This is a genomic window from Mesorhizobium sp. WSM4807 (genome assembly GCF_055811615.1).
This window is the reverse complement of the sequence record NZ_JBVVQY010000007.1, coordinates 52171-73181: the sequence shown is the minus strand read 5'-3', so window position 1 is coordinate 73181 and position 21011 is coordinate 52171. Positions and strand designations below refer to the sequence as shown.

At 62.1% G+C, this 21011-nt stretch carries 21 protein-coding genes; 18 read left to right on the top strand and 3 right to left on the bottom strand.

Translation table 11 applies throughout. From position 1 onward, the window contains the following. Positions 1-130 precede the first annotated feature (130 nt). Positions 131-745, top strand: a complete 615-nt coding sequence (locus AC0L3N_RS11365) for a TetR/AcrR family transcriptional regulator (RefSeq protein WP_473547700.1) — start codon at positions 131-133, stop codon at positions 743-745. A gap of 41 nt (positions 746-786) precedes the next feature. On the opposite strand, the gene AC0L3N_RS11360 is transcribed toward AC0L3N_RS11365, so the two are convergent. Beyond that, positions 787-1743 (bottom strand): LysR family transcriptional regulator, encoded by a 957-nt coding sequence (locus tag AC0L3N_RS11360; RefSeq protein WP_473547699.1) that lies wholly within the window; start codon positions 1741-1743, stop codon positions 787-789. Between the two features lie 123 nt (positions 1744-1866). On the opposite strand from AC0L3N_RS11360, the gene AC0L3N_RS11355 reads away from it, so the two are divergent. The 10 genes from AC0L3N_RS11355 to gph all read left to right on the top strand — a co-directional run bounded on the left by AC0L3N_RS11355 (position 1867) and on the right by gph (position 11872). Then, complete coding sequence (locus AC0L3N_RS11355) at positions 1867-2913, top strand: class 1 fructose-bisphosphatase (protein WP_258122936.1); 1047 nt, start codon at positions 1867-1869, stop codon at positions 2911-2913. Positions 2914-2918: 5 nt separating this feature from the next. Further along, positions 2919-3791: a phosphoribulokinase gene (locus AC0L3N_RS11350; RefSeq protein ID WP_473547698.1), complete on the top strand. Its 873-nt coding sequence runs from the start codon at positions 2919-2921 to the stop codon at positions 3789-3791. Positions 3792-3801: 10 nt separating this feature from the next. Beyond that, the gene (gene tkt, locus AC0L3N_RS11345) at positions 3802-5823 is read left to right on the top strand and encodes a transketolase (protein ID WP_473547697.1); all 2022 of its coding nucleotides are present in this window, start codon (positions 3802-3804) and stop codon (positions 5821-5823) included. 12 nt (positions 5824-5835) lie between these two features. Next, positions 5836-6915, top strand: a complete 1080-nt coding sequence (fba, locus tag AC0L3N_RS11340; RefSeq protein ID WP_473547696.1) for a class II fructose-bisphosphate aldolase — start codon at positions 5836-5838, stop codon at positions 6913-6915. A gap of 21 nt (positions 6916-6936) precedes the next feature. After that, positions 6937-8430, top strand: a complete 1494-nt coding sequence (locus AC0L3N_RS11335) for a ribulose-bisphosphate carboxylase large subunit (protein ID WP_095496323.1) — start codon at positions 6937-6939, stop codon at positions 8428-8430. Between the two features lie 18 nt (positions 8431-8448). Continuing rightward, positions 8449-8883 (top strand): ribulose bisphosphate carboxylase small subunit, encoded by a 435-nt coding sequence (locus AC0L3N_RS11330; protein ID WP_473547695.1) that lies wholly within the window; start codon positions 8449-8451, stop codon positions 8881-8883. Positions 8884-8891: 8 nt separating this feature from the next. Next, entirely contained in the window at positions 8892-9830 is a 939-nt protein-coding gene (cbbX, locus tag AC0L3N_RS11325; RefSeq protein ID WP_258122932.1) for a CbbX protein, read from the top strand. Between the two features lie 62 nt (positions 9831-9892). After that, a complete protein-coding gene (gene rpe, locus AC0L3N_RS11320; protein WP_473547694.1) occupies positions 9893-10579 on the top strand; it encodes a ribulose-phosphate 3-epimerase in 687 nt (228 codons plus the stop codon). Positions 10580-10616: 37 nt separating this feature from the next. Then, positions 10617-11174 (top strand): thioredoxin family protein, encoded by a 558-nt coding sequence (locus tag AC0L3N_RS11315; RefSeq protein ID WP_473547693.1) that lies wholly within the window; start codon positions 10617-10619, stop codon positions 11172-11174. Between the two features lie 8 nt (positions 11175-11182). Continuing rightward, positions 11183-11872, top strand: coding sequence for a phosphoglycolate phosphatase (gph, locus tag AC0L3N_RS11310; protein WP_473547692.1), 690 nt, complete (start codon positions 11183-11185; stop codon positions 11870-11872). 88 nt (positions 11873-11960) lie between these two features. Here gph and AC0L3N_RS11305 read toward each other — a convergent pair whose 3' ends face one another. After that, positions 11961-12341, bottom strand: coding sequence for a c-type cytochrome (locus AC0L3N_RS11305; RefSeq protein ID WP_473547691.1), 381 nt, complete (start codon positions 12339-12341; stop codon positions 11961-11963). An 802-nt stretch (positions 12342-13143) separates the two neighbouring features. Between AC0L3N_RS11305 and AC0L3N_RS11300 the strand changes: the two genes are divergently transcribed. The 6 genes from AC0L3N_RS11300 (at position 13144) to AC0L3N_RS11275 (ending at position 17922) form a co-directional block, all read left to right on the top strand. Continuing rightward, on the top strand, positions 13144-13353 hold the full coding sequence (locus AC0L3N_RS11300) for a hypothetical protein (RefSeq protein WP_473547690.1): 210 nt from the start codon (positions 13144-13146) through the stop codon (positions 13351-13353). A gap of 40 nt (positions 13354-13393) precedes the next feature. Beyond that, entirely contained in the window at positions 13394-14398 is a 1005-nt protein-coding gene (locus tag AC0L3N_RS11295) for an ABC transporter substrate-binding protein (protein ID WP_473547689.1), read from the top strand. Beyond that, on the top strand, positions 14395-15222 hold the full coding sequence (locus AC0L3N_RS11290) for an ABC transporter permease (RefSeq protein ID WP_473547688.1): 828 nt from the start codon (positions 14395-14397) through the stop codon (positions 15220-15222). Before AC0L3N_RS11295 ends, AC0L3N_RS11290 begins: the two co-directional genes overlap by 4 nt. Continuing rightward, positions 15191-15931, top strand: coding sequence for an ABC transporter ATP-binding protein (locus tag AC0L3N_RS11285; RefSeq protein ID WP_473547863.1), 741 nt, complete (start codon positions 15191-15193; stop codon positions 15929-15931). Before AC0L3N_RS11290 ends, AC0L3N_RS11285 begins: the two co-directional genes overlap by 32 nt. A 37-nt stretch (positions 15932-15968) precedes the next feature. Continuing rightward, positions 15969-16940, top strand: coding sequence for a quinoprotein relay system zinc metallohydrolase 2 (locus AC0L3N_RS11280; RefSeq protein ID WP_473547687.1), 972 nt, complete (start codon positions 15969-15971; stop codon positions 16938-16940). 118 nt (positions 16941-17058) lie between these two features. Continuing rightward, entirely contained in the window at positions 17059-17922 is an 864-nt protein-coding gene (locus tag AC0L3N_RS11275) for a quinoprotein dehydrogenase-associated SoxYZ-like carrier (RefSeq protein WP_473547686.1), read from the top strand. 61 nt (positions 17923-17983) lie between these two features. On the opposite strand, the gene AC0L3N_RS11270 is transcribed toward AC0L3N_RS11275, so the two are convergent. Further along, complete coding sequence (locus AC0L3N_RS11270) at positions 17984-18337, bottom strand: hypothetical protein (protein WP_123148288.1); 354 nt, start codon at positions 18335-18337, stop codon at positions 17984-17986. A 674-nt stretch (positions 18338-19011) separates the two neighbouring features. Between AC0L3N_RS11270 and AC0L3N_RS11265 the strand changes: the two genes are divergently transcribed. Next, positions 19012-20910, top strand: coding sequence for a methanol/ethanol family PQQ-dependent dehydrogenase (locus tag AC0L3N_RS11265; protein WP_123148289.1), 1899 nt, complete (start codon positions 19012-19014; stop codon positions 20908-20910). Positions 20911-21011 lie beyond the last annotated feature (101 nt).

Below are 21011 nucleotides of genomic sequence, written 5' to 3'. Positions count from 1 at the left end.
CGAGCAGGCGGATCAAGATTTCGCCGCTGGCTTTGCCTGAACATACGCAGGGCCAGTGGCACGACCTTACCGCTTGCAAACGATCGTTCAGGGCGAGCCCCGGAGATCCATCATCAGTTCTGGAGACGTCATGAATCATCCGGTCGGAACGCGAACGGATCCCGACGAGGTGCGCGCTCGCATCCTGGAGGTGGCGGAGGAGCATTTTCGCCGCATCGGCTACCATAAGACGTCGGTAGCCGACATCGCCTCCGAGCTCGGCATGAGCCGGGCGAACGTCTACCGTTTCTTTTCCTCCAGGGATGCAATCAACGAGTCCATCTGCAGGCAGGTCGTTAACGAGGTCGCGGACATCGCCGTTGCGATCGCGCGCACCAACGCGCCGGCCTTGGAGAAACTCGACCGGCTCCTGACCGCCGTTCACCAGCACAACAAGACAAAATTGATCAAGGAAAGAGGCATGCACGACTTGATCGTCGCCGCCATGCGCGAGAATCGGGCGGTCATTAAGGCGCATGTCGAGCGAATGTTGAAAATCCTTGAGGCGATCATTCGCGAGGGGACCGAGGCGGGCGAACTCAAGGTCGAGGACCCGGCAGAAGCGGCGCGTGCGGTCAACGCCGCGTTCACGCCGTTCTTCCATCCGATTCTGATCGAGCACTGCGTTCAACACGGCGAAGACACCGAAGCGGGCCTGCGCGCGCAGATTCGCTTTATCCTGAAAGCTCTCGGCAAATCGGACTAGGCGTCCTGGTAGGTGGCTGCCAGCGGCATTCCGACCTCAATTCAGGCGCGACCTCTAGTGTCCGGTCCTTCGTGCGGATAGAGCTTGCCGAACAGCGGCAGATACATCGCGCCCTTGCGCATCAGGAAATCGTGGAACGTCGCCATCGCCGGCGAGATCGCGTGATCGCTGCGCATCACCGAAAACCATTGCCGGCGAATCGGCATGCCGACAACATCGAGGATGACCAGCCGGCCGGCCTCGGTTTCGGCGGCGATGGTGTGGGCAGAGATGAAGGCGATGCCGAGCCCGGCCATCACCGCCTGCTTGATCGTCTCGTTCGAGCCCATCTCGACGCCGAGATCGTCGATGCGGCCGGGCACGTCGCTCAGGAATATCTCCAGCGAGATGCGCGTGCCGGAGCCGGGCTCGCGAATGAGGAAATGCTCCTCGGCGATCCGCTCCTTCGATATCTCGCGTGCCGACGCCAGCGGGTGGTCGGGCGGCGCGATGATGACCAGCGGGTGATCGCCGAACACCGAGGCACGCACCGGGACTTCCTTCGCCGGGCGTCCCATCAGGGCGATGTCGATGTCGTGGTTCTTCAGACTGTCGATTGTTTCGGCGCGGTTGCCGATGGCAAGCCGCATGTCGATGTCGGGATGTTCTTTCATGAAGCCGGCCATCAGCCGCGGCGCGAAATATTTGGCGGTGGAAACGACGCCGAGCCGCAAGCTGCCGATACGCACGCCCTTGATCGCGTCCATCTTGTCTTCGAGCAGGCGAAGCCGCTCCTCGATGGCTTGCGCCGTCTCGACGAAGGCCAGACCTGCGGCAGTCGGACGCATGCCGTCCGACGTCCGGTCGAACAAGGCCAATTGAAACTCCTCCTCGACCTGCCGCAACTGGATCGTCACCGCTGGAGGAGACAGGCCTAACACCTTGGCCGCGCTGACGATTTTTCCGTGGCTGATGATTGCCTGAACGGTCTTGAATTGCTTGAGCGTGAGGTTTCTCATGCGCCATACTAAATTTTTTTTAGTGCGAAAGTAAAGTTATTGAATTTTACTTATCTAGCTTCGTTTGTTCTCATTCCCCTATCCGGCCGATCCGAGGAGAGGCGGCTGGATCGGGAGGTTACGATGCCAGCGGCAACGCTCGACGCATTTCTGAATTCCTATCTCGGCCCGCCCGACGAACTGCGTTCGGCAGTCGTCGCGACCGTCCGTCAGCTGACGCAGGCCGCCACCAAGATCCGCAACACCATCAATCAAGGGGTGCTCGGCACCGCCTTTGCCGGGACCCGCGGCGCCAATGCCGACGGCGACATCCAGAAGGATCTCGACATCTTCGCCGACGACATCTTCCTCGACGCCATGCGCCACGCTCCGGTCGCGCTCTACGCCTCCGAGGAACTGGAGCAGCCGGTCCTGCTCGACAGGCAGGCGCCTCTCGCCATCGCCATCGACCCGCTCGACGGCTCTTCCAACATCGACACCAACGTGTCGATCGGAACGATTTTCTCGCTCCTCCCTGCAACTGGCGCGCCGGACGAAAATCCGGCCGCCTCTTTTTTGCAGCCAGGCGTGAACCAGCTGGGCGCCGGTTTCTTCATCTATGGGCCGCAGTTGGCGCTGGTTCTGTCGCTCGGCAGCGGCACGCATGTCTTCGTTCTCTCGACCAGGCTCGGCACCTTCGTCCAAGCCTATGAAAGCCGGATCATCCCGCAGCGTACCCAGGAGTTCGCCATCAACGCCGCCAACTACCGGCATTGGGACGAGGCGGTGCGGCTCTACATCGACGACTGCCTCGAAGGCACCGAAGGCCCACGCGGAAAGGACTTCAACATGCGCTGGATCGCCTCTCTGGTCGCCGACTGCTATCGTATACTGATGCGCGGCGGTGTATTCCTGTATCCAGGCGACAAGCGCAAGGGTTACCGCCAGGGTCGGCTGCGCCTCGTCTATGAGGCCAACCCGATCGCCTTTCTCATCGAACAGGCCGCCGGCGCCGCTACCGACACGATCACCCGCATCCTCGAAATCGAACCCGAGAGCCTGCACCAGCGCGTGCCCATGGTGTTCGGATCGGCGCGGGAAGTCGCGCGCATTACCCGCTACCACATCGAGCCCAGCGCCATCGGCGAGCGTGCGCCGCTGTTCAGCCGCCGCGGCCTGTTCAGGGCCTGAGCACCATGTCGGCGAAGCACCCCATCATCACCATCACCGGGTCGTCGGGCGCAGGCACCACCTCGGTCAAGCGCATCTTCGAGCTGATCTTCCGGCGCGAGAACATCGAGGCCGCCTTCATCGAAGGAGATGCCTTTCACCGCTACGACCGCGCCACGATGAAGACAAAGGTGGCCGAGGAGGAGAAGGCGGGCAATCCGAACTTCACCCACTTCAATGCCGAAGCCAACGAACTCGCAATCCTCGAAGAGGTGTTTGAAGAATATGGCCGCCGGGGAACCGGAAAGACCCGCACCTACATCCATGACGAGGACGAGGAGAAGCAGTACGGCACGCCGCCGGGACAATTTACCGAATGGCGCGAATTCCCGCCGAGCGACCTGCTCTTCTACGAGGGCCTGCATGGCTGCGTCGTCACCGACAAGATCAACCTGGCCCGGCACGCGGACCTCAAGATCGGCGTGGTGCCGGTCATCAATCTCGAATGGATCCAGAAGATCCACCGCGACCGCGCAACGCGCGGCTATTCCACCGAGGCGGTGATGGACGTCATCCTGCGCCGCATGCCGGACTATGTCCGCTACATCGTCCCGCAATTCTCGCAGACCGCCATCAACTTCCAGCGCGTGCCGATCGTCGACACGTCCAATCCATTCATCGCGCGCTGGATCCCTACGCCCGACGAATCGATGCTGGTCATCCGCTTCGCCAATCCCCGCGGCATCGATTTCCCCTACCTGCTTTCGATGATCCACGACTCGTTCATGTCGCGGCCGAATTCCATAGTGGTTCCAGGCAACAAGCTCGATCTTGCCATGCAGCTGATCCTGACGCCGCTCATCCTGCAATTGATCGAACGCAAGAACCGTGTGTCGTGAGGAGGACGCCATGAACAGCCAAGCAGCAGCCCTGAAGCCCGTCGCCGCCGTCTCGGAGCGCGATATGGCGAACGCCATTCGCGCATTGGCGATGGACAGCGTCCAAAAGGCCAATTCCGGTCATCCGGGCATGCCGATGGGCATGGCCGATGTTGCGACTGTGCTGTTCAGCCTCTTCATCAATATCGATCCGTCGGCGCCCAACTGGCCCGATCGCGACCGCTTCGTGCTTTCGGCCGGGCACGGCTCGATGCTGCAATATGCGCTGCATTACCTGCTCGGCTTTGAAGACATGCCGATCGAGGAATTGCAGCGGTTTCGCCAGCTGGGCAGCCGCACCGCCGGACATCCCGAATATGGCCATGCGCTTGGCATCGAGACGACGACCGGTCCGCTTGGACAAGGCATTTCGACCGCCGTCGGCATGGCGCTGGCGGAGCGCATGCTTGCCGCCCGCCACGGCGCCGATCTCGTCGACCATTTCACCTACGTGATCGCCGGCGACGGCTGCCTGCAGGAAGGCATCAGCCACGAGGCGATCGACCTTGCTGGCCATCTGAAGCTGTCCCGGCTGATCGTCTTCTGGGACGACAATGCGATCTCGATCGACGGACCGACTTCGCTGTCGACATCGATGGACCAGCCGGCACGGTTCAAAGCCGCCGGATGGCATGTCCAATCGGTGGACGGCCACGACACGGAAGCCGTTGCAGCGGCAATCGAAGCGGCGCAGCAGTCTGACCGGCCGTCGCTGATTGCCTGCCGCACGGTGATCGGCAAGGGCGCGCCCAATCTGGGCGGCTCGGAAAAGACGCATGGCGCGCCGCTGGGCGACGCGGAGATCGCCGCGACGCGCGAAAACATCGGCTGGGCCTACGCGCCGTTCGAGGTGCCGGACGACATCCTGTTCGCTTGGCGCGAAATTGCCGAGCGCGGGCAAGCGGCACGCCGCGCCTGGGAGCAGCGGCTTGCCGCCTCGCCGCAGCGCGAGGCCTTCGAGAGTGCAGTCGCCGGCGCCCTGCCCGACGCGGTCTTCGAAGCGCTCGGCGCTTTCCGCAAGGAGCATGTCGAGAAGGCGACCAAGGTTGCAACGCGAAAAGCCTCCGAAATGGCGCTCGGCGCAATCAACGCCGCAACCGAGCTTACCGTCGGTGGCTCCGCCGATCTGACGCATTCGAACCTGACAATCACCAAGGGCATGAATCGCATAGCGCCGGACGACTATGCCGGCCGTTACATTCACTACGGCATCCGCGAGCACGGCATGGCCGCAGCCATGAACGGCATCGCACTGCATGGCGGCTTCGTGCCTTATGGCGGCACGTTCCTGTGCTTCGCCGACTATGCGCGCGGCGCGATGCGGCTCTCGGCGCTCATGGGCCAGCGCGTCATCTATGTGATGACCCATGATTCCATCGGTCTCGGCGAGGACGGCCCGACCCATCAGCCGATCGAGCACCTCGCGATGCTGCGGGCGACGCCGAACCTCAACGTCTTCCGTCCGGCCGACATCATCGAAACGGCGGAGTGCTGGGAACTGGCGCTGAAGAGCAAGAACCGGCCGAGCGTGCTGGTGCTCTCGCGTCAGAACCTGCCGATGCTGCGCCATGCACACAGCGAGGAGGCACACAGCAACGAGAACCGGTCGAGCCAGGGCGCCTACATCCTGCGCGAGCCGGCCGGGCACCGCGCCGTGACGCTGATCGCCACCGGCTCGGAAGTCGAGATCGCCGTCGCCGCCGCCGAGCGGCTGGAGACCGGGCACGGCATCGCAGCCGCGGTCGTCTCGATGCCGTGCTGGGAGCTTTTCGAGGAACAGGATACCGGTATACGAAAGGCCATCCTCGGCTCGGCGCCGCGAATTGCCCTCGAAGCCGCGGCTCGGCTCGGCTGGGACCGCTGGATCGGCGACACCGGCGCTTTCGTCGGCATGGCCGGTTTCGGCGCCAGCGCCCCTGCCCCGGATCTCTACCGGCATTTCGACATCACGCCCGAAGCCGTCGCCGCAGCGGCGCTGAAGCTCATCATCTAGGAAGGACCCAAAATGGCTCGCATTACCCTTCGCCAGCTTCTCGACCATGCCGCCGAGCACGGCTACGGCGTTCCGGCATTCAACATCAACAACATGGAACAGGGCCTTGCCATCATGGAGGCGGCCAGGGCCTGCGACGCGCCGGTCATCATCCAGGCCTCGCGCGGCGCCCGCTCCTATGCCAACGACATCATGCTGGCCAAGATGATGGAGGCGTTGACCGAAATGCATCCGGCCATTCCGCTCTGCATCCATCAGGACCACGGCAACAACGAAGCCACCTGCCTTTCGGCGATCCGCCACGGCTTCACCTCGGTGATGATGGACGGGTCATTGATGGCGGACGCCAAGACGCCGGCGAGCTACGACTACAACGTCGCCATCACCGAACGTGTCGCCCGCATGGCGCATTGGGTCGGCGCTTCCGTCGAAGGCGAGCTCGGCGTGCTCGGCTCGCTGGAAACCGGCCAGGGCGAGGCCGAGGACGGCCACGGCGCCGAAGGCGCGCTTTCCCACGACCAGCTTTTGACCGATCCCGATCAGGCGGTCGACTTCGTCACCGCCACCCGGGTCGACGCGCTGGCGATCGCCTGCGGTACCTCGCATGGCGCCTACAAATTCAGCCGCAAGCCCGACGGCGGCATCCTCGCCATGCAGGTGATCGAGGCGATCCACGAAAAGCTGCCCAACACGCATCTGGTCATGCATGGCTCTTCCTCGGTGCCGCAGGAACTGCAGGACGTCATCAATAGATATGGCGGCGAGATGCCCCAGACCTTTGGCGTTCCGGTCGAGGAGATCGAGCGCGGCATCCGTTACGGCGTGCGCAAGGTCAACATCGACACCGATTGCCGCATGGCCATGGCCGGGCAGTTCCGCCGCGTCGCGACGGAGGATCCGCGCGAATTCGATCCGCGCAAATTCCTGAAACCCGCCATGGACGCCCTGCGCGATCTTTGCCGCGATCGTTTTGAACGCTTCGGCACCGCGGGCAACGCCTCGAAGATCAGGGTCGTCGCCATGGACGAGATGGCGAAACGTTACGCCGCGGGAAAACTCGACCCGCAAATCGCAACCGCGAAAGCCGCTTGAGCGGCAAACAGGAGACCTGTCATGAACAAGATCGACATGCCGTCAGCAGGCACGCTCAAGGAAGGCAAGGAACGCTACAAGTCGGGCGTCATCCCCTACAAGAAGATGGGCTACTGGGAGCCGGACTACCGGCCCAAGGAGACCGACCTGATCGCCATGTTTCGGATCACGCCGCAGCCCGGCGTCGACCACGAGGAGGCGGCCGCCGCCATCGCCGGTGAATCCTCCACCGCGACATGGACCGTGGTGTGGACCGACAGGCTGACCGCCTGCGAGCTCTACCGCGCCAAGGCGTTCAAATCCGAGCCGGTGCCGAACACAGGTCCCGGCACCAAGACCGAGCAGCAGTACTTCGCCTACATCGCCTACGACCTCGACCTGTTCGAGCCGGGCTCAATCGCCAACCTGACTGCATCGATCATCGGCAACGTGTTCGGCTTCAAGGCAGTCAAGGCCTTGCGGCTCGAGGACATGCGCATCCCGGTGGCTTACCTCAAAACCTTCCAGGGCCCGGCGACCGGCATCGTGGTGGAACGCGAGCGGCTCGACAAGTTCGGCCGGCCGCTGCTCGGCGCGACGACGAAGCCGAAGCTTGGCCTGTCAGGCCGCAACTACGGCCGAGTCGTCTACGAGGCGCTGAAGGGTGGCCTCGATTTCGTCAAGGACGACGAGAACATCAACTCGCAGCCCTTCATGCACTGGCGCGACCGCTTCCTCTACTGCATGGAGGCTGTGAACAAGGCGTCGGCCGCCACCGGCGAAGTCAAGGGCCATTATCTCAACGTCACCGCCGGCACGATGGAGGAGATGTACGAGCGCGCCGAATTCGCAAAACAGCTTGGCTCCTGCATCGTCATGATCGACCTCGTCATTGGCTACACGGCGATCCAGTCGATGGCCAAGTGGGCACGCCGCAACGACATGATCCTGCACCTGCACCGCGCCGGCAACTCGACTTATTCGCGCCAGAAGAACCACGGCATGAATTTTCGCGTCATCTGCAAATGGATGCGGATGGCTGGCGTCGATCACATCCATGCCGGCACGGTTGTCGGCAAGCTGGAAGGCGACCCGCTGATGATCAAGGGGTTTTATGACACGCTGCGCGAGGAGCGCACGCCGCAGAACCTCGAAACCGGGCTGTTCTTCGATCAGGACTGGGCCTCGCTCAACAAGGTGATGCCCGTCGCCTCGGGCGGCATCCATGCCGGCCAGATGCACCAGCTGATCCATTATCTCGGCGAGGACGTCGTCCTGCAGTTCGGCGGCGGCACGATCGGTCATCCGGACGGCATCCAGGCCGGCGCGACGGCCAATCGCGTCGCGTTGGAGGCGATGATCCTTGCCCGCAACGAGGGCCGCGACTATCTGCGCGAAGGGACCAAAATCCTCGAACAGGCGGCCAGATGGTGCACGCCGCTGAAAGCGGCCCTGGAGACCTGGAAGGACGTCACCTTCAACTACGAATCGACCGACACGGCCGACTTCGTGCCAACCGCAACGCCCAGCTTCTAGACGAAAGGAACCGTCGCCATGATGACCAATCCGGGAAACAAGGTCACACAGGGACAGTTTTCGTTCCTCCCCGACCTGACCGATGAGCAGATTTCGGCGCAGATCAAATACGCGCTGAAAAACCACTGGGCGGTCAGCGTCGAGTACACGGACGATCCGCATCCGCGAAACACCTATTGGGAAATGTATGGCAACCCGATGTTCGACCTGAAGGACCCAGCGGGCATCCTGCTTGAAATCAACAATTGCCGGAATGCCTTGCCCAACATGTATGTCCGGGTCACCGCCTTCGATTCGACCAAGGGCTGGGAAGCGCCGCGCATGTCGTTCATCGTCAACCGGCCACCCAACGAACCCGGTTTCCGGCTGCTGCGCCAGGAGCGCGACGGCCGCAGCCAGGGCTATTCGATCGTGCCTTATGCGACCGACAGGCCCGAAGGCGAGCGGAGCTAGCCGAAACCATGCTGGACGCGATAGCAAAGGGCACTGCCGCGCAGGACGAATCGGTCGATCTGCAGGCCGAGTTCGAGGCGTCCAACATCGACGAGGTGATGGACAAGCTCGACCGCGAACTCGTTGGCCTGAAGCCCATCAAGACCCGCATCCGAGAGATCGCGGCGCTGCTCCTGGTCGACCGGCTTCGCCGCAAGTTCGGCCTGACCTCGGGCGCGCCGACGCTGCACATGAACTTTACCGGAAATCCCGGCACCGGAAAGACCACCGTGGCGCTGAGGATGGCCGAGATCCTGCATCGTCTCGGCTATGTTCGCGAAGGCCACATGGTCGCGGTGACGCGAGACGATCTCGTCGGCCAGTATGTCGGCCACACCGCGCCCAAAACCCGCGAAGTGATCAAGCGCGCCATGGGCGGGGTGCTTTTCATCGACGAGGCCTACTATCTCTACAAGCCCGAGAACGAACGCGACTACGGCCAGGAATCGATCGAGATCTTGCTGCAATGCATGGAAAACAACCGTGACGATCTGGTTGTGATTCTTGCCGGCTACAAGAACAAGATGGACCGCTTTTTCGACAGCAATCCCGGCATGCGCTCGCGCATCGCCCACCACCTCGATTTTCCCGACTACGGCGTCAGCGAACTCAAATCGATCGCCGAGATTATGCTGGCGGAACAGAATTACCGTCTCAGCGAGGCGGCGGCCAAGGCGCTCGAAGAGTATCTCCCGATCCGCATGCGGCTGCCGCATTTCTCCAACGCTCGCTCGGTTCGCAATGGGCTCGACCGGGCGCGGCTTCGCCAGGCCAACCGGCTTTTCGCTTCGCGCGACCGGGCGTTGACGAAAACCGACCTTATCACCATTGAAGAATCCGATATTCGCGGCAGCCGCGTGTTCGCGGAAGGTAAGCTCGAAGGCGAACCGGAGACGAAGGCGCGCTGACAAGATCGCGCCGGTTGGTGTGCAGCGACCGGAAACGGAAAACAGAACGGGAGCCGACGACCATGGGTACCAAGACAATCATTGCGCCCTCGGTGCTTTCTGCGGACTTCTCACGGCTCGGCGACGAGGTCGAAGCGGTCTTCCGGGCAGGTGCCGACTGGATTCATCTCGACGTGATGGACGGCCATTTCGTGCCCAACATCACCTTCGGTCCGCCGGTGATCAAGGCGATCCGTAATCGAACGGACAAGATCTTCGACTGTCACCTGATGATCGCGCCGGCCGACGCCTATCTCGCCGCCTTCGCCGACGCCGGCTGCGACATCATCACGGTGCATGCCGAGGCCGGGCCGCATCTCGACCGTTCGCTGCAGGCGATCAGGAATCTCGGCAAGAAGGCCGGCGTGTCGCTGAACCCGTCGACGCCGGAAAGCGTCATCGAGTATGTGCTCGATCGGCTCGATCTGGTGCTTCTGATGACCGTCAATCCGGGTTTCGGCGGCCAGGCGTTCATTCCGGCTGTGGTCGACAAGGTCAGGCGGGTCAAGGCACTGATCGGCAGCCGCCCGATCGACATCGAGATCGACGGCGGCGTCACGCCCGAGACCGCTCCGCTGGTCACCGGCGCCGGCGCCAATGTGCTGGTCGCCGGCTCGGCCATTTTCAAGGGCGGCACCGAAGCTGCCTACCGCGCCAATATCGGCGCCATCAGACAGGCAGCCGACGGGGCGATCCGGAAAGCCGCGTAAACCGTCTCATCGGAGGCCAAATTCATCGGAGGAAATCTTGGCGGCAATCCCACCAGTCTGCGATTTCGGCTGGCAAGCCATCGATGCCGTTTTACCCGGCGTCGACGGCAAATCGCATTCGATCTTCAGCCACGCCGGCCCGAACGGGCTGGTCGTCGCCTTCATCTGCAACCACTGCCCTTATGTGAAGGCGGCGATTTCACGCATCGTCCGCGATGCCAACGACCTCAAGGCCGAAGGCATCGGCTTTGTCGCGATCAATTCCAACGATGCCGACGCCTATCCGGATGATTCCTTCGACAACATGAAGCTCTTCGCCAGGACGAACGGCTTCAGTTTCCCCTACCTCCACGACGAGCGCCAGACGGTGGCACGTGCCTATGGAGCCGTTTGCACTCCGGATTTCTTCGGGCTCAACAGCGACTTGACGCTGCAATATCGCGGCCGGCTGGACGCGGCGCGACGCGACGCCGGACCGCCCGGGCTGAGGCGCGACCTGTTCGAGGCGATGAAGCAAATTGCCAGAACCGGCGACGGACCGCTGGACCAGATCGCTTCGATCGGCTGCTCGATCAAGTGGAAGGACGCCGCATGAACGTCGGCATGAGTAGACCGTTTCGATCGTCGAAAGCGATCCTGTTCGACCTCGACGGCACGCTGGTCGATTCGGCGCCGGATATAACCGCCGCCGTCAACGAGTTGCTGGCCGGCCGCGATCTGCCGCCGCTGCGCCTGGAGCAGATCAAGGCGATGATCGGCGGCGGCGTCAGGAAACTGGTCGAGCGAGTCTTCGCCGCTTCCGGTATGCCGCTCCTCGGCAGCGCGCTGGATGAAGCCAACCGCGCCATGGCGCCGATCTACCGCAAACATCTGACCGGCCTGACGAGGCTGATGCCTGGCGTCAGGGAGGTTCTCACCCACTTCCACTTGAGCGGAATAGCGATGGGCGTGGTGACCAACAAGCCGCAGTTGGCGGCTCGCGAAATCCTGCTGCATTTCGGGCTGACGGAACATCTCGGCGCGATCGTCGGCGGAGACGCGGTGACATCCTTGAAGCCGGCGCCCGACGCTCTGCTGCTGGCGCTCGACCAGCTTCAGGTCGAGCCTCGCGACGCGCTGATGGTCGGAGACAGCGGCGCCGACGTGGCCGCCGCCCGCGCCGCCGGCATGCCCGTCATTCTGCTGCGTGGCGGCTACAGCCAAATTGCCGTTGAAGAGCTCGGCGCCGACCTCGTTTGCGATGGCTTGCTCGACCTGCCTTCGGCCATGCGGAGGCTGCAAGACGCCGCTTGACCGGCGGCGCCAACCACCAGGGCGGGCGCCGGCCGAACGCAGTTAGAACGGCCGGCGAAGTAACGCTACTGCCTGCGGAAGAACCCGGTTATTTGGAGAATTGCTTCAAATAGGCGATGACGTTGGCGAGATCCTCGTCTTTCTTGAGGCCGGGAAACGCCATCTTCGTGCCTTTGACCATGGCCTTGGGATCGCGAAGATAGGTCGTCAGCGTGGCTTCGTCCCATTTGACGCCGGATGCACCCGCCTCGGTCATGGGCTTGGAATATTTGAACCCCGGATGCGTGCCGGCCGTCCGGCCGATAACGCCGCTCAATGACGGACCGATCTTGTTCTTGTCCGAATCGACGACGTGGCAGGCCTTGCATTTGGCGAAGACCTTCTCACCCGCCGCGGCATCCTGTGCCTGAGATTGGTTCGTGATAGCAGTCGCAACGGACACGACGGCGAAAAATGCGATTGCACGCATGGCATTTCCTCATTGATCGTCAAGGTGCCCTGGACGATTTGCGCACGCCGTTGTTTTGATCATCGGCATGCGTCGTTTACGGCAGAGCGAAAGCTTCTCCCCAGTGGAGTTGCGGCGCCTGCATCCTGGAAGCTACCCGGCAGATGAGCGATGTCAACCATGCAGCGGTTCGCACAGGCAATCGCTTCAGACAAATCGCCGCTCGTGGCGCAGCCGGCGAAGCTGCCGATCTCCCCCCTTGCGGGGGAGATGCCCGGCAGGGCAGAGGGGGGTGCTGTCCCGCTGGCCTGTCAGTCAATTACAGCCAGGCCGTCAGGCTGTTTTCGGTTGGAATGGATTAAATCGAGAGCTGGCGATCCTTCCCACCCCCTCTGTCCTGCCGGACATCTCCCCCGCAAGGGGGGAGATTGGATGCCGTTTCGGCTTTCGCCAACCACCAACGCTGGAAGGCTGGGCAAGGCGCAGTGCAACCCGCAGCGACTGCGCTCGTATTTTCATTGCTCTGTGACGGCAGTTATGCTAGGAATTTATTCATTATGCTGATTTGCGCCAACGACCCGCCCCCGAGGCGGGTTTTTTGTTTCAGGTATCGGCGACGTCCCCCGAAGTTCAGAGCGCGCTCGGTTCCGGCGCCCCTATCCATTCGCCTTTGTTGACGGCCATCGGGCGAACGCGTAGCCTCAAACCATTCCGGTTTTCCATGGGCACCTCGGGACTCCGGCGGTTGGCGATTTTGTCCAGGCTCGCAGATCGGGCCGGATCTCGCCGAGGCGGGCGTCTTCAAGCGCGCAAGAGGTGCTGAATGGATATGGTCGACCTCATACTGACGGTTTGCCTGATTGCCAATCCGGGCAACTGCCGAGACGAACATCTCTATTTCGAGAGCCGCGGCTCTCTGGTCCAATGTATGATGCTGGCACCCAGCGAAATCGCGAAATGGTCGCAGCAACACCCGACCCTCAAGGTCAAGCGCTGGAGATGCGCTTCTCCCAGCAAGGACCGTGCGATCTGATCGGCGCCCCCGGTCTATTACGGCTCTGGGAGGAGACATCATGATGATTTCGCGTCGAGCAACGCTCCGGCTGGCAGCTCTTGGAACAGCCGCGGCTCTTGTCCCAAGGCCGTCCTTCGCCACGGCCCCCTCCTTCGCCACGGCCAGGGTTCGCATTGGTGTGCTGAAGTTCGGCACCGTGAGCTGGGCGCTTGACACGCTGAAGCAGCACAAGTTCGACACAGCCAACGGCATCGATCTGGAGATCATCGATTTCGCCGGCGAGGATGCAACCAACGTCGCTATGCTGGCCGGCGCGATCGACATCATCGTCTCCGACTGGCTGTGGGTCTCGCGCCAGCGCTCGGAAGGCGTCGACCTTACATTGGTCCCCTATTCGACCGCCGTCGGGGCGATCATGGTGAAGGAGGCGGCGCCGATCCGCACGATCATCGATCTCAAGGGAAAAAAGATCGGCGTCGCCGGCGGGCCTCTCGACAAAAGCTGGCTGCTGATCCAGGCGCTGGCCAGACGCGATCACGGCCTCGACCTGCCGGCAACCAGCGACATCGTCTTTGGCGCGCCGCCGCTGATTTCGGAAAAGGCGATGCAAGGCGAACTCGATGCGGTGCTCAATTTCTGGCATTTTTGCGCCCGGCTCGAGGCCAACGGCTTTCGTCGGCTGATCGGCGCCGATGATGCGGCGAAAGCGCTCGGGGCCTCGGGCGCCGTATCGGCGCTAGGCTATGTCTTTCATGACAAATGGGCGAACGAAAATCCAGGCGCTATCAGGGGCTTCATCAAGGCTTCGGCGCAGGCCAAGGACTTGCTGGCCAGATCCGACGACGAGTGGCTGCGCCTTGCGCCGATTATCCGCGCACAGGGCAAGGAGATGGCCAAACTGCGTGACCGCTATCGCGAGGGCATTCCCAGACGCCCCGTCGCCGAGGATGCGGCCGACGCGGGCAGGCTCTACCGCGTGCTGGCCGAGATCGGTGGCGAAAAGCTGGTCGGCCGCGCGCCCAAGATGGCGCCCGGCACGTTCTGGCAGGAGCTGCCGAAATGACCGCACCTGATACCGGCGATCGCCCGCCCGGCGCTGCAGCCGACATCTCCAGCCAATCCGGCCTTGCAGCGGCGCTGACACCCGTGCTGACGGTCGCGGTCTCTCTGCTCGGGCTTTGTCTGCTGTGGGGTCTTGCGGCAAATGCCTGGCCGAGCCGTGCCTTTCCTGGGCCGGGACGGGTCTGGCAGGTTCTGCTCGCAGAGGCGGCGAACGGCGACCTTTTCTACCATCTCGGCGCGACCCTCGGCCGGGTTGCCGCGGCATATGTCGTCGCGATGGTCGTTGGCTCGGTCATCGGCGTTCTCCTCGGCAGCCACCGCAGCGCAGACCGGTTCTTCAGTCCCTGGCTGGTCCTGTTTCTCAACATTCCCGCGCTGGTCGTCATCGTGCTCGCCTACATCTGGTTCGGCCTCAACGAGGCGGCGGCGATTGGCGCAGTTGCCGTCAACAAGATCCCGAATGTCGTGGTGACGATGCGCGAAGGCGCCAGGGCGCTTGATCCGAGTTACGGCGAAATGGCCGCCGTCTACCGCTTCGGTCCCCTCGAACGCATCCGCCATATCCTGCTGCCGCAATTGCAGCCCTATCTTGCCGCCGCCTCACGATCCGGCATCGCCCTCATCTGGAAGATCGTCCTTGTGGTCGAACTGCTCGGCCGCTCCAACGGTGTCGGCTTCCAGATCTATCTTTATTTCCAGCTTTTCGACGTCGCCGCCATTCTTGCCTACACGCTGGCTTTCGTTGCGGTGATGCTTGTCATCGAACTCCTTCTGGTGCAGCCCATTGAACGACATGCAACCCGTTGGCGCCGTCGTCCCGCTTAGGGTCGACATCGCCGAAAAGACCTTCAGGTCCGCGCAAGGCGTCTCGATCGCGGCGCTCCAGGACCTTTCCTTCGAGGTCCGGCAAGGCGAATTCGCCTGCTTGCTGGGACCGTCGGGCTGCGGCAAGACCACGACGCTGCGCATCCTGCTTGGATTGGACAAAGATTTTTCCGGCTCCTTCCAGCTGCCTGAAGGCGGCTCCAACCGGATCGCCGCCGTGTTCCAGGAGCCGATCTTGCTGCCGTGGCGGACGGTGGAGCAGAATGTCAGGCTGGCGCTGCCGAAAAGCCTGAGAACGAAGAATCTCGACGGGCTGTTCGACACGCTCGGCCTCGCCGGCATGCGCTCGCTCTATCCGGCGGAGCTTTCGCTCGGCCTTGCGCGCAGGGCAGCACTTGCCAGGGCCTTCGCCACCGAACCGGCGGTGCTTTTCCTGGACGAACCCTTTGCCTCGCTCGACGAACGGACTGCCGAGCGGCTTCGGCACCTGCTTTTGACCGTGTGGTCGGCGCGGCCTACGACCGCCCTGATGGTAACGCACAATCTCCGCGAGGCGCTGATGCTGTCGGACCGCATCATCGTTCTCGCACAGCGGCCAGCCCATGTGCTCGGCATGTTCGACGTAAGGCTGCCGCGGCAATATCGCAATCCACAGGTGATGAGCGACCTTTTGCGGTCGTTCCACCAAAAATTTCCGGGCGTGGCCTGATCGCCCTACAGTTCGGAACGCATATCGGGGGGAAGCCATGCCGATCGATAGGCTACGACGTAAACTTGTGAATGGCTTCGCCTGCACGGCGGTCAGTGCCGCGATGCTGCCTTGTTGCCCCGGGCGGGCCGCTCTCGCCGCTGCCGGCGGCCTTGAGTTCAAGCTCAGGAAAATCGCCGACGGCGTCTTCGCCTTCGAGGGCGTCGATGAATTGATGAGTGCCGCCAACCAGGGCGCGATCTCGAACCTGGGCGTCGTCGTCGGGACCGACGCCGTTGCCGTCATCGACAGCGGCGGCAGCCTGATCGAGGCGAACGCCCTCATCGCCGCGATCGGCAAAATAAGCGCCAAGCCGGTTCGCTACCTGATCAACACCCACATGCACCCCGACCACATCTTCGGCAACGCGGCATTCCGGGAGATCGGCGCGACCATCGTCGGCCATCACAATCTGCCGCGCGCGCTCGAGGCACGCGGCGCGTTCTACCTGCAAAGCTTTCGCGAACAGATCGGCGACGCGCTCATGAAAGGGATCGAGATCATCCCGCCGACGATGCTGGTCGATGATCGCCTGCAACTCGACCTCGGTGGACGCGTGCTCGAATTGCAGGCATGGAAGGCGGCTCACACCGACAACGACCTGACCGTCTTCGACAGCGCGACCCGCACGCTGTTTGCCGGCGATCTCGTTTTCATAGGTTCCTTGCCGACGCTCGACGGATCGCTGCTCGGCTGGCTGCGCCAGATGGATGCGCTGGCCGCGATCGGCGCCGCGCGCGTCGTGCCGGGTCATGGCCCGGTGCCCGTCGACTGGCCGGAGGCGCTGACTTCGGAGCGGCGCTATTTCGAGGTTCTGGCGCGCGACATTCGCAAGGCGATCACCGACGGGGTGCCGCTCAGCGAGGCGGTCAAGACCGCCGGCCGAAGCGAACGGGGCAATTGGCGGCTGTTCGACGACTACAACGAGCGCAATGCAACGGCCGCCTTTGCCGAACTCGAATGGGAATAGATCACACCGACAAGCGCTGGACGTGATCAGGTGGACCGATTTGCCAAACGCATCGTCAAAGGCTTATCCTCGACATCGGCCTGGGCACCACCTCTCTGATATTGGTGGAGGCATCGAAATGCAGAACCACGCTTACACGAGCCGGCAGCTCGTCTTGCCGCTCGCAGCCATCTTTGCCGCGATCATCCTGGGCGTCGGCACGCTCTTTGGCTCCTCCGGAGCCGCCAACGCGCAGCAAACAGCCGCGTCTTCGGACAGCATCTGGCAGGATTTGAAAGGCGACGTGTTCGGCGATCGGGCAATTCTGATCGATACCGGCGTCGTCAGGGTCGAGGCCCCGAAGCGGGCGCAGGACGCCGCGATCGTGCCCGTCGACATCTATATCGACCCGTCCAAGGCGCCCGACGGCATCAAATCCGTCACCTTGATCATCGACGTCAATCCGGCACCGGTGGCGGCGACGTTCCAGATCGGCAAGGACGCCGGCGTGACGCATCTGTCGACGCGCGTGCGCGTCAACGACTATTCCTATTTGCGCGCCATAGCAGAGACGCAGGGCGGCGAACTCCACATGGCGCAGACCTTCGTCAAGGCGTCAGGCGGATGCTCCGCCCCGGCGGTCAAGAACCAGGACGAGGCGAGAGCGACGATGGGGCAGATGAAGCTGCGCCAATTCCCACCGCAAGAGACGATGACAAAGGCGCAGGAATTGCAGTTGATGATCCGGCACCCGAACAATTCGGGCCTGCAGCGGAACCCACTGACCCAGTATTTCATCCCCGCGCATTTTGTTCAGAAACTGTCGATCTCGCAGGCAGACCGGCCGATCCTCTCGATGGAAGGTGGAATATCGATTTCGGAAGATCCCAATTTCCGGTTCGATTTCACCGCGCACGGCACCGGCGACATCCAGGTCGAAGCGATCGATACGGATGGCAAGATATTTCACAATCAATGGCCACTGGAGGCTACGGGACTCTGAAGCCTCGAAACCGCATGCAGCGGTTGTACCGCCGCCGTCTGCGCTCTTAGCGGGGTATCGCCTAAAAGCAGCGCACGTCGGCTTCCGCCTGCGCGCGCTTCAATTCCGTGCTTGCGGCTTTTGCCGGCGCGCTTTCGCGAAACAGTCCCGAACGCTCCCCTGTTGTCAGGGACATGCTCTTGAAGGTCTCGGCCCTTTCATAATCCTCGAATGGAAGGATCGAGGCGATGACGTCGATCGAGCAGGAACAGTTCTCCAGCGCCTGACGTGTCTGGCCATTCGTCTGCATGCAGCCGAGCACATAGTCGACAATCGTAGCCGTCGGATAATCTCCGGCGGCGCCGGCCGGATTTGCGAAGGCCAGGGCCGATGCAAGCAACAGCGGCAAGGTCGAAAAGCCGACATATCTGAGCATGGGGAACCCTCCGATTGGCGCGGACGTGACAGATCGAGCCCGATGGATCGAGACAGATCACCGCACCCAGTTGGCCTCGTGCCACCACCCCAGTCAAGTTCTCATACAGGCCATATAGTACCAAAGGAGCAAGGCCGTACCGGTCGGCAAAAGGCCTCCCCGACAGCACGAACATCCGCTCCGAAACCTGGTGCTGACCTTCATTTCATGTCTCCTTCACTATCGGCACCCGGAGCGACGCGCGCATACTTAAACCCATATGCTCTAAGGAATATTTCCAAATAGAAATCAATACATTTTGCCCAAAAAATACGCAAAATTTGGCAACTTATATAAATCTCGCTTCATTCACAGTCGAAGAATAGCTTTCTGTCTGGGTTTTTTCATATTTATTTCTCTATATTGCAGTGCAACATAGACGGAAGTGATTTTTCTTGCCTTCCGCCTGGGGATGACATAGCTTCATCCTGTTTCCGGCTTCAAGGGCGTCACCGTCATTAGGGAGCGGCGACAGTCTTTCGTAGGCCAAGTGGGATGGGCAGTAACGGTGCCCTCTGCTCATTCGGCTTAGGTCGTGACACGCTGCCGGAAATACTTCCCCCACATGAATCGCTTGGGCAAGCCCTCGTGGGCTCGACGGACGATTCGTCATTGTGAACCCTGGGAGGACTTTGATGCGTGTACTTGCGAAAACTGCCTACCTACTAACGACCGCGGCGCTCATGTCGTTCGGCGCGGTCCACATGACGTCGGCCAATGAAGAACTGATGAAAATGGCCGAAAATCCCAAGGACTGGGTGATGCAGACGGGTGACTACGCCAACACCCGCTTTTCCAAACTTAACCAGATCACCAAGGACAATGTGAAGAACCTGCAGGTCAAGTGGAGCTTCTCCACTGGCGTGCTGCGCGGCCATGAAGGCGGGCCGCTGATCATCGGCGATGTGATGTATGTTCACGCGCCGTTCCCGAACACCGTCTATGCTCTCGATCTCAACAATGATGGAAAGATCCTCTGGAAATACGAACCCAAGCAAGACCCCAATGTCATTGGGATCATGTGCTGCGACACGGTCAATCGTGGCGTCGCCTATGGTGACGGCAAGATCATTCTCAACCAGGCCGACACCACCGTCGTGGCGCTCGATGCCAAGTCCGGCAAGGTCGTCTGGTCGGTCAAGAACGGCGATCAGATCGACGGCGGAAAGGGCGAATCCGGCACGTCAGCGCCTGTGGTCGTCAAGGACAAGGTTATCGTCGGCGTCTCCGGCGCCGAATATGGTGTTCGCGGCCACATCTCGGCCTACAATCTGACGGATGGCAAGCTTGCCTGGCGGGCCTATTCGACGGGACCCGATGCAGAAACCCTGATCGATCCCGAAAAGACCACCCATCTCGGCAAACCAGTCGGCGCGGACTCGGGCACGAACACCTGGGAAGGCGAGCAGTGGAAGACCGGTGGCGGCACGACTTGGGGATGGTACGCCTATGATCCCAAGCTTAACCTGATCTACTACGGCACCGGCAATCCCTCGACCTGGAACCCGGTCCAGAGGCCGGGCGACAATCGCTGGTCGATGACGATCATGGCTCGCGATGCGGATACGGGGATGGCCAAGTGGCTCTACCAGATGACCCCGCATGACGAGTGGGATTATGACGGCGTCAACGAGATGATCCTTGTCGACGGCATGGACATCAAAGGCGCCAAGCGCGATGTGCTGGTGCACTTCGACCGCAACGGCTTTGCCTACACCATGGATCGCGCCAATGGCGAGCTTCTCGTCGCCAAGAAATACGATCCGGCAGTGAACTGGGCGACGGAAGTCAACATGGACCCCAGCAGCGACCAGTATGGCCGCCCGCAGGTCGTGGCCAAATATTCGACCCAGGCGAACGGCGAAGACACCAACTCGACGGGCATCTGCCCGGCCGCGCTTGGAACCAAGGACCAGCAACCGGCGACCTATTCGCCGAAGACCGGTCTGTTCTACGTGCCGACAAACCATGTCTGCATGGACTATGAGCCCTACAAGGTGAGCTACACCGCCGGTCAGCCTTACGTGGGCGCCACCGTGTCGATGTATCCTCCCCCTGGAGCCGACCACATGGGCAACTTCATTGCCTGGGATGCTGCCAAGGGCGAGATCGTCTGGTCTAAGCCTGAGAAGTTCTCGGTCTGGTCGGGCGCGCTGGCGACCGACGGCGACGTCGTCTTCTACGGCACGCTCGAGGGCTACATCAAGGCGGTCGATCATGACGGGAATGAACTCTACAAGTTCAAGACCCCGTCCGGCATCATCGGCAACATCACGGCCTACGAGCATGGCGGCAAGCAGTACATCGCCGTTCTGTCCGGCGTCGGCGGATGGGCCGGTATCGGTCTGGCAGGTGGACTGCTTTCGCCCGAAAACGCCGCTGCCTGGCATGGCGCCGTCGATCAGGGCCGTGAGCAAGGCGACGAGACCGCGGTCGTTGGGACTGCTGGTCTGGGAGCGGTCGGTGGCTACGCAGCACTTGCCGACTACACGACGCTCGGCGGCCAGCTCACCGTCTTCGGTCTCCCGGACTGATACACGGGAACCTTAGGCACGCCTCGGGTCTTGTGAAAAAGACCAAGGCTTGAAAAGCGAGAGCCCGGATCACCGGGAAGCCAGGACCGGGCTCTCGATTT